This window comes from Cupriavidus sp. 86D6 (genome assembly GCF_057815095.1).
In genome coordinates, this window is the sequence record NZ_JBYPSB010000011.1 from 68,451 (window position 1) to 81,464 (window position 13,014).

Below are 13,014 nucleotides of genomic sequence, written 5' to 3' on the forward strand. Positions count from 1 at the left end.
AAAGCGCCAAGTGGTAATATTCCGGCTCTCCCACGAAACTTCGCTGAGAGGAAAGGAGGGCCGTCAAATGAAAGCATTACTGACGTCCCGGTGCGCAACTCCAAAACCCCGGATCCACGCCCGCCACCAATAGAGCCTCCGCGCGGGGAGGCTAAGGACGGGAGCATCGTGGCAGTGGTCGCTAAAGCTACGCGAGAACGCCGCTTAAATCGCACAGTTCGACCGAGTCTCTCGGATAAAAAGCCCAGATCGTCCGCGCTTCTGGGCTTTTTTCTTTTCTCCGCTCCTTGAGGTTTGGCGTCACCCCCCTTTACTGCGCAGCGCCTGACGGTAAGCGTCCACGCCGGCACGCGCCGTTTTGAGTTCTTCCTCCAGAAAACTCACCCGCCCCGCCAGCGCATCGCGCTCGGCCCGGTAGGCCTGCCGCACGGCGTCGGTCTCCAGGGCCCGCCGGCGCTCGGCCGCCGCCTGGCGCTCGCCCATGCGCGCCATTTCGTCCGTGGCCGCCTGCAGCGCCGCGACCAAGCCGGCTTCCTTGTCGGCCAGGGCCGCCCGCGCGGCCGCGAGCGCCGCCTGCGCCGAGGCCGCCTCGGCCTGCGCCGCCCGGCTGACTGCCTCCGCGGTGCCCGCGCGTTCCCGCAACTGGCGGTTTTCTTCCTCCAGCGTGGCCACGCGCTGAGTCAGCAGCGCCGCCAGCCCACTGCCCTCTTCTCCTGCCGCCGCTGCTGATTTCGGTATCGCCGTCGCCGGCGCGGCGGCGGCCACGCGTTGGGCGGCCGCGCCGGTCTCGTCCAGCGCGACGCGGATTTCCTTGTGCAGGAAGACGCGCAGGCCGTCGTCGAGCAGCGCGCGGCGCTCGGCCTCCCCCGCTGCCGTGGGCGCAGCCTTGCGCTCGGCGATCACCGCCGCCACGGTCTGGCCGCTTGGCGACCGCACCACGCCGGCGGCGGCCAGCAACCGGCGATAGACGGACGCCCCGAACGTGCGCCCGGTGATGCGGTCGATCGCATCGAAGGCGCGCCGCAGGAAGGCGCGGTTGTCGGCGTGGGCGACGTCGAGCTGCCGGAGCGCGCGGGTGATGGCGAGCAGTTCAGCGTCGGCAAAGGCGGTGGGTGTGCGGGGCATCGGTGAACTATCAAATGGATAGTCGATAGTCTACCCTTTCTTAGTACGATTAACAGTATCCATTACCAATACGTTTTGTCATTAGCCCAATAATGACAAACAGATCGGGAAATTGGCTATACTGCACCGGTCGTGTGGCGAAGCCGCCGCCCACAAGGCGTGGCGGGCCGTGACCGCCGCTTTGCTCTCGTGTTTTGGCCCCTACCGACCCCATATGAACGCCCTCCTCCCTGCCCTGCCCCCGCCCAATGCCCTGGCCAGCCCGGTGCTGCCCGCCGGCCAGACCGACGCCCAACTGGTGCGGACCTGGCTCGACACCAAGTACGCGGCGGGCCTGGGCCTCCGCGCCAGCACCCGCGCCCAGTACGCGCTCGAGGCGCACCGCCTGCTCTGGTACGCCCATGCGCTGGGGCGGCCGCTGGCCAGCTGGCAGGTGGCCGACGCCAACGGCTACCTGGCCTTCCTCGCCGATCCGCCGCCGCACGCGGTGGGCGACGGCCGCGCGCGGCAGGACAGCCCGGCCTGGCGCCCGTTGCGGGGGCCGCTCTCGGAAGCCTCGCGCCGGCAGACCGCCACTATCGTGGGCGGCCTGTTCGACTGGCTGGTCGGGGTGCAGGCGCTGCGCGTGAATCCATTCCAGGCGGTGCCGCGGGCGCGGGCGGCACGCGGGCCGGGCTCGCAGCGGCGCTTCCTCGAGGCCGAGCAGGTGGCGGCCGTGTTCGATGCCATCGAGGCCCGCCCGGCGCCGACGCTTTGGGCCCAGTTGCACAAGGCGCGCGACCGGCTGCTGCTGGCCCTGCTGTTCCAGACCGGCTTGCGCGCCTCCGAGGTGGCGGCGCTGACCTGGCCGGATTTCGAACGCCAGAGGGGAAAAAGCGGGGAGTTCTGGACCGTGCGCATCCGCGAGGCCAAGGGCGGCAACGACCAGCTCGTGCCGTGCGACAACGTGATGGCCGAACTCGCGCGTTTCCGGCAGCTGGTGGGCCTGTCGCCCGCGCCGCGCGCCACCGACACCATGGCGGTCATCCCCGCCATTGCGGGCGGCCGGCAGCGCCAGGCGCCGCTCACCGACGCGCTCGCGCTGCAGCGCAAGCTCGCCCGCCCCGTGCGCACGCGCCAGGGCGTCTATGCCATCGTGCGCGAGGTGTTCGCGGCCGCGGCCGACCGGCTGGAGGCGTCGGGCCACGCCGACGATGCGGCCAACCTGCGCAGCGCGTCGACGCACTGGCTGCGCCACTCGCATGCGACGCACCTGCTGCGCGCGGGGGCGCCCGTGACCGATGTGCAGCGCTCGTTGCGGCACCGCGACATCAATACGACGCGGCGCTACACGCACGAAGCGCTCGAAGACGTCGCGCGGTCGCTTGCCGGCAAGTTGCCTGCCGTGTAGCGCGCGTCGCCCTCCCCTTCGTGCCTGTGCCGCCCGGTCGTCAGCCCCAGCAGTCGCCACCGGGCGCCAGGCCGATCCCGTAGGCGTCCAGGAAGTCCGCCAACAACGGGAATTCGAGCAAGGGGATCGGCGTGCCACGCGGCACGAGGCGCGCCCGGTCGAAGACCGCTACGCTGGGCTCGTTGGCAAAGCGCGACGTAAAGTACAGGCCGTCGAGGTCCGGGAACGCGTCCCGAATCGCCGCGCTCCACAGGTTCGGACCGCGGTAGTCGGCGGTCGAGAAAATGCGGTTGTCCATGCCGAGGTGCACGTGCGGCCGGGTCAGGTCAGCCAGTCTCAGGCGACGGCTGCCCGCAACGTCCAGTCGACTCACGCAGCGTTGCGCGAGTTCCTCCTCGTCCAGCAACAAGGGCAGCGTTTTTCCGTGAAAGCGGTCCCGGATGACCGCTTCGGCCATGCAGGCGCCGAAGCTTGGCGAGGCATACAGCACGCCGAATTCATCATGGGGCGCATCAAAGCGGTAGGGCTGACCGCCGGCCGAACGGCGGTTGTAGTGAATGGCCCCGTAGACGGCCCGATGGATTCTCCAGACAGGGGTCGATCGACAAGGCAGTTCCTTCACGGGCATGACGCGGTCAGCCAGATCCGGAGGAGGCACCGGGCAACCCAGCGCCTCCGCCGTCAGCAGCGCCATCAGGCAGCCCCCTGCTCGCCGGCAAACCGGGCCTTCGCCGCTTCGACCACCGTTTCGATGGGTCGCGCGACGTCCAGCACCCAGTCCATCGGCCGCTCGCCGCCCAGCGCATCCAGCGGGCGCTGCATAAAATTGTGCACGATCCAGCCACTGGCGCTGGCTTCGATAAAGGGTGCCAGCACAGCGGCCAGTCGGGAAGCCTCGGCGTCGAACTGCCATTGCGGATAGCGCAGCCCCCGCTGCTTGCCGGGCGGCACCAGCGCGTACAACTGCCCGCTCAGGCGCGCCTCGTTGATCGCGCGATCGGACCGCCCGGCGTAGGTGGAGGCGTCCCGCAAGGAGAGGTTTTCCGGACGCTGCAGCTCGGCCAGGGCGTACTGGCGGCCGCGATCGCGGGCGGCTTGCAAAGGATCCTGGCTTTCCTGCGCCCTTCCCGGGGTGTCATCGGAGAGTGCCTCGGCAGCCCCCAGGATCAAGCGGTCGAGCAGCGCCACCGTCAGGTGCTGGCTACTGGCTTCGTCCCCCGCCAGTTGCATGACGCGCTCGAGCAGCTTGTCCGCAAAGTCGCGCCGGGCGGGCTCGGGCAGCGCGACAGAGGTGCGGGCAACGCTATGCGACAGTGCCGACTTGTATTTGGTCATGGTTTCCGAACTCCTTTATCTGGCTCGATGATAGTTCATGAACTTCATGACATCAAGCTTGCAAGCGGCGTCGGGCGGCTATTCGGAGAACATTCAGTATATAAATTACGCGCCTGAAGCTTGCGAACGCCCTCCCCGGGCGCTCCCGGCGGAATAACTTTTCTTATCGCGATAGTTGCGTAATGATGAAAAAGCCGCCAAGAGGGCAGCCAGTCCGAAAAGCCTTCTTATCGCACGTGGCAGACTGGGTGAGAGCAAATAGCGGCCAAAAAAAAAGCCACGGCCGGCTGTGGTCGTGGCTCATCAATGCAAAGGGCCGATTGCTCGGCCCCTGAAGGTTGCCATAGCGCCCTGTGGCGCGCATCGCCCAAACGGGTGCCGTGGCCCCGAGTTGACCGCATTTCCCCTAATCCCGAAATCGCTAAGCTATGGATTAATCTCATGCGACGCTGTCTGACCCTGCGTCGTCGTAAGATTTGCGCCCGCCGCCACCCTAGCGGCGGGCTTTTTTTTGGCGCCGCGCCGTCTCCCGCTCCGCCCCGCGCCCCGCGGGGCCTACGCGGTGATAGCGTCCACCAGGCCCCGAAGCCGCTCCTTGTCTCCCGCGCGCTGATGGAGGCTGGTCAGGCTGTCCCAGAAAAAGTACACACCGAAGGCGCGCATCGCAATGTCGCGGCGACCCCCGTTGTCGAGCGTTGGCACGGCCATCATGGCAAAGAAACGGATTTCCTTCTCGGCGGCGGCCGTCAGTTCGGCATAGGTCCAGTGTCTCTCGTCGGTCATACCCGCCTCCCCTTTCCACATTGCGACAATGTCCTCACATTTTGCACCCTGCTCCCGGGGGATGCAGCGCCTCGCTTGGCTCGCCGATAACGTTGCAGTGCTGAACATTGACCCGTTCGCAACACCCCATGTGCCCGTCCCGTCAAGGTGCGGGCATTTTTTTGTCATCGGTGCAGTGCGCCTTGCGGCTTGCGCGCGCGCCGCGCTTGGAGGCGCCGGGCGCCGGGAGTGAAGCGCCGCCGATCACGCCCTCATGGGCCGCGTGCTCGACGCCATGCGCCAGCAGTCGGGCGGCCAGGTGAAACCGGACCGTCGAGCAAAAGCTGAAGTCGCGTGTGCAGGCAAACGTCACGGCGCCATGTGGCTCCTCGAGGGCGAAGGCATACACGAGGCGGTGCGGGCTTTCCCAGATGGCGGGCAGCGAAGCCATGGTGCGGCGGGCCTGCCAGTACGCCAGCGTCGGGTCCTGCGCCTGGACCGCCTGGTCGATCGCCGTTATCATGATGGCGAAAATGGCCCGGGCCCCCGGCGAGGGCCCCGCCGGCCCGCAAAATAATTTGCATAGCGGTTCGGTCATCAAAATCGCCCCCCCTCAGATGGGACGGGCCCCGAAACGGCTCCAGCGGCCCGATTTGGCGCGGGGACGGCGCCGGTCAGCCGCGCATAGAGGCCTCAGGGAACCATCGCCACTCATTTATAAGCGCCGCCGTCGTCGGTCACGCTTTGGCGGAGTATCCGCTGCGTGGTGCCAGGCTCGTCGCTGTCGTCGTCCGCCATCACCAGGACAACGGTCGTCTCCGCGGGGCCCCAACCCGGCACCACGTCGATGCCGCGGATGGGGCCGGTATGGTCCCCCATCAGGGTGTGGGCCGGCAGCTTGCCATGGCCCTTCTCCGCGACCGATTGCAGGGCTAGGATCAGATCCTCGACCGTCAGGCCGACCGCCTCCGGTATTTTCGTGGTCATCTTGTTCGCCTTTTCCGAGATACTGCATCTGGTGCCAGCCGCATTCCTGCCCGTCGACATCCACACCGACAGGAAGCCGTGCAAGCGATGACCGGTGTCGTCCTCCCGCACGTTGTAGGTAAAGATTACACGACTGGTGGCGTCCCGATAGGTATAGCGCAACCGCCGGTTGCCGTCGGCCGCGATGGGCGGCTGCGGCTGCATGGAATGCACCGTGACCGCGAGCGCCACGCTCGGATCCTGGTCGCCCGCCGAGTCGATGACGGCGGCGCGCAGCGCCGCAAACAGGTCTCGGGCGGTGGAGGATGGATCGCGCATTTGACGTAATGACTTGTAAGGAGTCGCACCATATTCTACGTTGAACGCCGGGGCCAAAGATCCCGAACCTTCTCACTTCATTAGCCGGTAGCTACCAGATAGCCCCTGTTCTAGTGCCCCGTGTTATACGGCTCTGCGAGCCTCCGGATCTCTATCCGATAGCTTCCAGGTAGCCACAAGGTTCCGCGCAGTGCGTTTCTTGCTGGGGGCGCGAACCTCCCAGTGAAACACTGCGCCCCGCCCGCCTCTTTTCCTGATAGCTTTCCGATAGCTACCAGCTACTCTCATTGCATCGCTGGCAAGGGTGTCGCAGCGGAACCGCGCGAAGTCACGGCGCTTGCTCGATAGCTTCCGGGTAGCTACCAGATACCGCGCTACATGTTTCTGGCTGGGGCTCCGCGACCTCAATTGAACATACACCCCGCTCGCCTACTTTTCCTGATAGCTTTCCGATAGCTACCAGCTACTCGCTGCATCCGTGGAAGCCTGCCGAACCGTGTTTGCCCGATCGCTTCCCGGTAGCTACCAGATACCGCGCCGCGCGTTCCCGGCTGGGGGATCCCGGCACAACCCACCCTGCGCGCGCTTTCCCTGATATCCGATAGCTACCAGCTAAGCTCATTGCATCATGGAAACCTGATCGCAGATTCCTTGCTGACAGTATCTGATCGATTCCAGGTAGCTACCAGCTACTGCCATTGCGCTTATGGCCGAGACAACTAGCTGTGGGTATCTCTTTGGTATCGCTTCGCTACCACAATATGGCACAGCCCGTTTAACTTGGCCGCCCACAGACTAAATGGCTACCGTTCTGGTAGCTTCACGGTTTCCTCAAAGTAGCCGTTGGGTATCTTTCATTACCGTCATCGATACTCGGTAGCTACTAGCTAGCTCTCAGATTTCAACTCGCTATCGTGTTAGCTATCGGCTATACTGCACGCCGGATACCATCAAGGTATCGAGTAGCTAACATCTATCGGGTAGCTACCAGCTATCTTTCCTAGGAGCGTTTATGCCGGTTATCGCGTTTGTCTCTCCGAAGGGTGGCGCCGGGAAAACCACCAGCTGTCTGGCGCTCGCCACGACCGTAGCTGAGAAGGGCGCCACGGTCACTCTCATCGATGCCGATCCGAATCGACCCATCCAAACATGGGAGAAGGGCGGAGCTGCCCCTAAGACGATGCGGGTCGTCTCGGATGTTACGGAAGAGGACATCGCAGACCGGATCGACGAAGCGGCTCGGGAATCGACCTTCGTCTTTGTTGACTTGGAAGGCACCGCAGCAACGATCGTCGCTCACGCAATCAGCGAGGCCGATTTCGTCGTTGTCCCTACGCAGGGCTCACAGTTAGACGCCGAACAAGCCGGAAGGGCGTTCAGGCTTATCCGGGCCCATGAGCGTGGCATTCAGAAGCACAAGCCGGACTATAGGCTCCCTTACGCGGTCTTGTTCACCCGTACTTCCGTGGCCATCCAAAGCCGGGACACTTCGCACATCCGCAAGACTTTCGCGGAAGCCAACATCCCAGTCTTCAATGTAGAGCTCAACGAGCGTGCGGCATTCAAGGCCATGTTCTCCTATCGCCAAACTCTTAGCGGTTTGAGCAGGTCCGAAGTGTCAAACGTCGATAAGGCGCTTGAGAATATTGAAGCCCTGGCTGCCGAGGTGATTCAACGACTCAAGGAGTCAAAGCAACAATCGGAAAGTGAGGTGGCCCAATGAGCCGCGCTAATCCCCTGGATCTGTCCATCGAGGACTTCGCACCACGAACCGGTGACGACAAGCCGCGCGTCAATCGTGAATCCATTGCCCAAGTCGCCAAGGACAACGGCTTTCTCAGCCGCGACGCAGCGAAAGTCGAGGCCGCGGCCGCCGCAGCCCCTCGCAAGCAGCGACGCTTCACGACAGGCCGCAATCAGCAGCTCAACATCAAGGCTACGGCAGACACCGTGGCGCGCTTCAACAGACTGGCTGATGAACTGAACCTGCCTGCCGGTGCTCTCCTGGAACGTGCTGTCCAGATCTTGGAAGAGAAGTTCAAGCGTGGTTGAGCTACTTAGTAGCTACCAGCTAAGACACAAAGCGGGAAGTTGAATAGGGTGGGGCGGCGGAAGCGCCATCCCGGCCATCGGTGAACTATCAACAGTTTTCGGGCCCCTCATTGGCGAACTATCAACCGAACTAGCTCACCCTGAATCGTCGCGACGCCCATAGCGGCGTACATCGCTGAACTATCAACTTCAACAGGGCGCTCGTAGCTGAACTATCAATAGACCCGCGCCACGACATGCCGAATTGTGCTTCATTCTGCATCTATATGCCTTCCACCTACTGCGTCCAGGGCGCCGCTGCCCGAAAGCTCGCGGTTTTGACCCCTCTTTTGATAGTTGAGCAATGGGACGAGCGGCTGTCAGTTGCTCTTTCTAGCCTACAAAGCGTATGCAGCGAAAGTGATTACTCACGTTATGCCGACTGATGCCGTTGCGGCTACGGATGCGAAACTCACGTAAAGAGCCCCGCGAGTCGCCTGCCGCTTGGCAATGTGGATATCTTGCGGCCCCGAATGCACATGCCATGGTGAATCGCCGAACTATCAATAGCAAATCGCCGATTCACTATTAGCAACACAGCCGAATGACTAACGGTTGTATACGCGAACTACCAATAGCAGATCGCCAATTATCCACAGGAAATTTTCCTTTAAAAACATCGGCTTAACCTGTTCCCTAATCAGGGTTGTAATCGGTTTACTAATCCGTATACGCTTGCGCAAAGGGCAAGCCTGTGCCAACACAACGTCTCTTTTTGACAGATATTTTCAAAACCATAGGCGAACTATCAACGATCATTGGTGAATCACCAATAGGGCCGCCTTGACACACGTATACGCCACCCCATAATGCACCGAGTCAAGGAGAGGTTATGAATCCGCGTTCACACCCAGAGGAAGAATTCCAACTCGTCCCCGAGTCTGAAGGTGAACCGTCTTCCGGACGCGGACGTGGTCGCGCGCAAGCCGCTGGAAGCCGCGTATCCAAGAACCAAGACCTTTTGAACGCCACTGAGAAGCTTCTTTCTTCTGCAGCCTTGCGCAAGGCCCGCGGCGTCATCAACACACAAATCCCCCTCGAGCTGCCGTCTTGGCACGAAAGCAAACGCGCTCTGCCGAACCCGCTTGCTCGCGGTGCGCTCTTTACGGCTACCAAGGACAACAACCGGGAGTATTACAAGGGCACGAAGGTCACAACTCTGGCCAACATCGACATCATCTACAAGGGCGAGGAATTGCGCCAAGATGATATGAGCGTCCTACTCACGATATTCCACCTGGCTCGTCAGCGACCTCTCTCAAAAGACGACCCCGTTGAGTTCACGGCGTACAGCTTCCTAAAAGAGGTCGGCTGGACCATCAACGGGCAAGAGTACAAACACCTTCAGGAATGTTTTGACCGCCTCTCGGCAAACCAGGTCAAGGTACTAGCAGACGGTGGCAAGGCTGGCTATGCAGGGTCCCTCGTACGTTCCTTTGAATGGCGCGATTCCAACGGGGTCACGCTGAGTAAATGGAAGGTATGGCTCGAACCCAAGATTGCGGGCCTGTTCACCCAGGATTCGTTCACGCTAATGGAGTGGGCGGACCGCAAGAAAATCGGTCAGCGTTCACCACTGGCACTGTGGCTCCACAGTTTCCTGTCCACGCACCGCGAGCCGATACCCCTCTCCGTTGAGAAGTACAAGGAGCTGAGCGGTACCAAGGAAAAGTCGCTCGCAGGCTTCCGTATGCGACTGAAGGCCGCCCTGAACAAGCTCAAGGAATGCGGCATCATCGACTCGTTCGAGCTCAAAAACGATCTCGTCTACGTGACTCGAAGCCGCACGAAGCAAATCGCTGCCTGAGGCAAGGCGAGCCGGTCCGGCATCAATTTTCTGACCGCAATACCTGATCGCCTTTATATCGACCTCAGTCTGAATCCTGACGCTTTTCTCGAGGCTGAAATACTTGTTGGCCCATTGGCGACCGAGGAAACCATGGCGCGTGTCAAATCCTTAGCGGCAGAACTGGTACCCCGCGCGCGAGTTGCCCGCAGCTGCCTTAGCGGGCAAATTCGGCGTAAGTGAGCACGACTCAATCCGGATCCTGACGGTAGCCTCGCAGAGGGGGGCGATACCTTTCAAGTCAGCTATTCGGCAAAAGAAATGTCTTTTCTCGACAACCGGCGTCTGTTGCGTTTTCCCTGCCAGGCAGCGACGAACGGGCCGTGAGCACTGATTGACGGAGCGGCAACCACGCGGTGTAAGCGGGTTGGTATCGAGAACATCGGGCCGGACTCCCGAGCGGCCGACGGAATTTCGGCGACTGGACCGGCCTGAGGCATTCGACAATCTTTCAACTTTGGAGCAATGCCAAGAGCGGCGAGAGCGTCAACCCGATTTGGTTTCAGTACGCCTCTTCGCCATTCTCCGCGCTGTTTCTTTAGCCAGCTGCCCAACAGCATGCCATCGCCGCAAGCGTAGTCTGCCGGCGGTAGGCTTCCGAAACGTCGCATGAATTCTTTGAGCCGCTGTAGAGCACTGTCCCAGTTTCCATCGTGACGAACCAAAACGCCGTTCCACTGGACCCCCGCCGCTTGCAGACGGACTGCCCGCTCACGAGACAGTTGGCCTTTCGCTTGCAGCTTCCGTTGCACTCCTAGCCACATCCCCAGCTTGAACTCGTCTGCAGTGCCTGGACACCAAACGGCTCTCGCCGGAACATTGGCGTGACCGTGTTGTGAGATCCATTGCTCAAGGATGGAGAATGAACTATCCCATTGGGAAGAATATCTATTCCACTGGATACCGATACCTTCCAGGCGCTTAATCCTCTCCGAGGTCAAAGTGCCCTGCGCTTTATTTAACCGCTGCGTCACTATCCATGCAGACAGCTTGAATCCGTCGGGCATGATTGTGGGTGTCGGCGCATTGCAGTGTCCATGCTCGCGAAAGAATTCTGACGCCGCTGCGAAGCCTCGCTCGAACTTCTCGCTCATCGGATCCCAAGAGAAGCCGCCCCTTGTTAGCTTTTCGACCTTCTCGGGTGCGAGTTCGCCTCGCTTATAGCGACGCCGCTGTTTGACGGACCAGTCGTATAGGTCCGTAGCCCACCCCTCACGGCTGTACATGGTCTTGCGTGGGACGGAGGCCGTCCCATTCGATCTTATCCACGCCAGGACAGCGTCACAGGATGCATGCCATCGGGCTTCCACTAGATCCCATACCATGCCGATCGATTCCAGCTTCCGAATCCGCTCGGGTGACATCCAAGAATCGTTTCCGCTCTTGGCGTCTCTCTGCATTTTGAGCCACACCCCAAGTCGGAAGCCTTTTGGATCCTCGGGTGGCCAGGTCTCGTCAAGCATCGCGTTGCAAGACCCGAGCCGTTCGGCACGTTGGCGCGCTAGTTCGAAGGCAGCTTCCCACTTATCGGACAGCTCGTCGACGACCACTGGTCGAAGCACGTCGGAGATTTCCTGGACCGCTTCACTGCCAATGAAGTACACCTTAGACAAAGGGTCACCGCCACTGGTTGTTCCGCCAGAGATCGTTATGGATCGACTGATGTTGAGTGAAGCGGCGAACTCCTCATCGTGTGAGCGAAGTGCGCTTAGAACCCGCCAGATTGAGCGGAAGTCGGTGCTTTGGACCACTTCTTCTATCGATTCGCCTTTGCCGAGCAGGATTGGCAGAACGACAGTGCCAATCGTCTTACCGGGACTCATTCGCAGCGCGCGACCGAGAGCCTGTGCAATGTCGACCTCACTGGTTCGCGGGTCGACGAAGACAACACCGTCGACGCTGGGCACGTCGATGCCTTCAGTCAGGCACCGTGCGTTCGTCATCACGTGATGTTGTTCACCCGCGGCCGAACCGAATTTGGCAAGAATGTCCCGACGTCTTGCAGCACTCATGTCTCCAGAGATGAAGGACGCAGTGAAGCTAGCCTTCGTCTTGCCAGCCGATCGCATGGCTTGGGCGACAGTTGCCAGGTCCTGCTGGAAGGTCGAAGCGTTATTCAAAGTGTGATGGAACGTGATCACTTTCTTTAGACTGAAAGTGTCTATCGCCTTGACGACGCCTACCAGTCCGGCTTCCACGACGCGCATCCTGTCACGCTTTGTATCACCAACGTGCTTGGCTATCGTTCTTAGTTCCTCGTCCCCGCTGGCCGGATCAAACTCCCCCACCTTTGGCCACTCAAACTCCCCCAGGCAGGACAGGATGATTTTAGGGTAAATGGCGCGTAATAGAAGACGGCGAGTCAGCCTGGTTGGTCGGCCGCCGACGCAGGGATACCAAGCGGCGAGAGTGCGAGGCGGTTGGCGGCCTCCTTCAAGCGGTAGCTGCGCCCCTCGAACTCCAGCAGATGGGCGCGGTGCATCAAGCGATCGAGGATGGTGGCGGCCATGGTGGCGTCACCAAGGTATTTGCCCCAGTCCTGCACAACCCGGTTGGAGGTCACCATGATGCTGCGCTTGAGCTTGTAGCGCTGGTGGACCAGCGCCTGCAAGAGTTCGCCTGCACCCTCGCCGATACGGCGCGCGAGGAACAGATCATCGAGCACGAGGAGGTCCACCTCGAGCAGTCCGCGCAGGTGCTGACGCTGCTCGGCTGGACTGCCAAGGGCGTATTGCACGAAGGCACTGTCGGCCTCGAGGTAGCGCACCGTGTGGCCGGCCAGGGTAGCCTGGTAGGCGACTGCCTTGGCAATGTGACTCTTGCCGGTGCCAGGCTTACCGACGATGAGCGCGTTATGGCCTTCGGCGATGAACTTCAAGGTGTGCAATTCGAAGCAGGCTGCGCGTGGCAGTTTCGGATTGAAGCGCCAGTCGAAGTCAACCAGTGTTGCGCGCTCGTCCAGCCCGCTTCGCTGGTAGCGGCGCTCCAGCAAGCGTGAGCGCCGTCGGTCTAACTCGTCCTGCAAGATCAGCGAGAAGGTCTCTAGGAAGGGCTGTTGAGAGGCCTGCGCTTGTACTACGCGCGTTTGCAGTGTGGCACTGATGCCGGACAGTCGCAGCGCACGCAAGGCACGCTCGATTTCGGTCATGCTCATACTCAT

Annotated in this window: 12 protein-coding genes; 4 read left to right on the forward strand and 8 right to left on the reverse strand. The window is 61.6% G+C overall.

What is annotated here, in order from left to right:
• Positions 1-300 precede the first annotated feature (300 nt).
• Positions 301-1,125, reverse strand: a complete 825-nt coding sequence (locus AC3G88_RS21390; protein WP_488893877.1) for a cell envelope biogenesis protein TolA — start codon at positions 1,123-1,125, stop codon at positions 301-303.
• Between the two features lie 214 nt (positions 1,126-1,339).
• Between AC3G88_RS21390 and AC3G88_RS21395 the strand changes: the two genes are divergently transcribed.
• The gene (locus tag AC3G88_RS21395) at positions 1,340-2,515 is read left to right on the forward strand and encodes a tyrosine-type recombinase/integrase (protein WP_488893878.1); all 1,176 of its coding nucleotides are present in this window, start codon (positions 1,340-1,342) and stop codon (positions 2,513-2,515) included.
• Positions 2,516-2,555: 40 nt separating this feature from the next.
• Here AC3G88_RS21395 and AC3G88_RS21400 read toward each other — a convergent pair whose 3' ends face one another.
• The 5 genes from AC3G88_RS21400 to AC3G88_RS21420 all read right to left on the reverse strand — a co-directional run bounded on the left by AC3G88_RS21400 (position 2,556) and on the right by AC3G88_RS21420 (position 5,917).
• Positions 2,556-3,209 carry an RES family NAD+ phosphorylase gene (locus AC3G88_RS21400; RefSeq protein WP_488893879.1) on the reverse strand — a complete coding sequence of 218 codons (654 nt, stop codon included), beginning with the start codon at positions 3,207-3,209 and terminating at the stop codon, positions 2,556-2,558.
• The gene (locus AC3G88_RS21405; RefSeq protein WP_488893880.1) at positions 3,209-3,850 is read right to left on the reverse strand and encodes a hypothetical protein; all 642 of its coding nucleotides are present in this window, start codon (positions 3,848-3,850) and stop codon (positions 3,209-3,211) included. The genes AC3G88_RS21400 and AC3G88_RS21405 overlap by 1 nt, the downstream gene beginning before the upstream one ends.
• 555 nt (positions 3,851-4,405) lie before the next feature.
• Positions 4,406-4,633 carry a hypothetical protein gene (locus AC3G88_RS21410; protein WP_488893881.1) on the reverse strand — a complete coding sequence of 76 codons (228 nt, stop codon included), beginning with the start codon at positions 4,631-4,633 and terminating at the stop codon, positions 4,406-4,408.
• 142 nt (positions 4,634-4,775) lie between these two features.
• Positions 4,776-5,210, reverse strand: a complete 435-nt coding sequence (locus tag AC3G88_RS21415; RefSeq protein ID WP_488893882.1) for a hypothetical protein — start codon at positions 5,208-5,210, stop codon at positions 4,776-4,778.
• Positions 5,211-5,323: 113 nt separating this feature from the next.
• Positions 5,324-5,917: a hypothetical protein gene (locus AC3G88_RS21420; RefSeq protein WP_488893883.1), complete on the reverse strand. Its 594-nt coding sequence runs from the start codon at positions 5,915-5,917 to the stop codon at positions 5,324-5,326.
• 1,012 nt (positions 5,918-6,929) lie between these two features.
• Between AC3G88_RS21420 and AC3G88_RS21425 the strand changes: the two genes are divergently transcribed.
• The 3 genes from AC3G88_RS21425 to trfA all read left to right on the forward strand — a co-directional run bounded on the left by AC3G88_RS21425 (position 6,930) and on the right by trfA (position 9,815).
• Positions 6,930-7,640, forward strand: a complete 711-nt coding sequence (locus AC3G88_RS21425) for a nucleotide-binding protein (protein WP_488893884.1) — start codon at positions 6,930-6,932, stop codon at positions 7,638-7,640.
• Positions 7,637-7,969, forward strand: a complete 333-nt coding sequence (locus AC3G88_RS21430) for a hypothetical protein (RefSeq protein ID WP_061959944.1) — start codon at positions 7,637-7,639, stop codon at positions 7,967-7,969. Before AC3G88_RS21425 ends, AC3G88_RS21430 begins: the two co-directional genes overlap by 4 nt.
• An 871-nt stretch (positions 7,970-8,840) precedes the next feature.
• Complete coding sequence (gene trfA / locus AC3G88_RS21435) at positions 8,841-9,815, forward strand: plasmid replication initiator TrfA (protein ID WP_488893885.1); 975 nt, start codon at positions 8,841-8,843, stop codon at positions 9,813-9,815.
• Positions 9,816-10,099: 284 nt separating this feature from the next.
• Here trfA and AC3G88_RS21440 read toward each other — a convergent pair whose 3' ends face one another.
• Complete coding sequence (locus AC3G88_RS21440) at positions 10,100-12,052, reverse strand: helicase associated domain-containing protein (RefSeq protein WP_488893886.1); 1,953 nt, start codon at positions 12,050-12,052, stop codon at positions 10,100-10,102.
• 164 nt (positions 12,053-12,216) lie between these two features.
• A complete protein-coding gene (gene istB, locus AC3G88_RS21445; RefSeq protein ID WP_488893887.1) occupies positions 12,217-13,014 on the reverse strand; it encodes an IS21-like element helper ATPase IstB in 798 nt (265 codons plus the stop codon).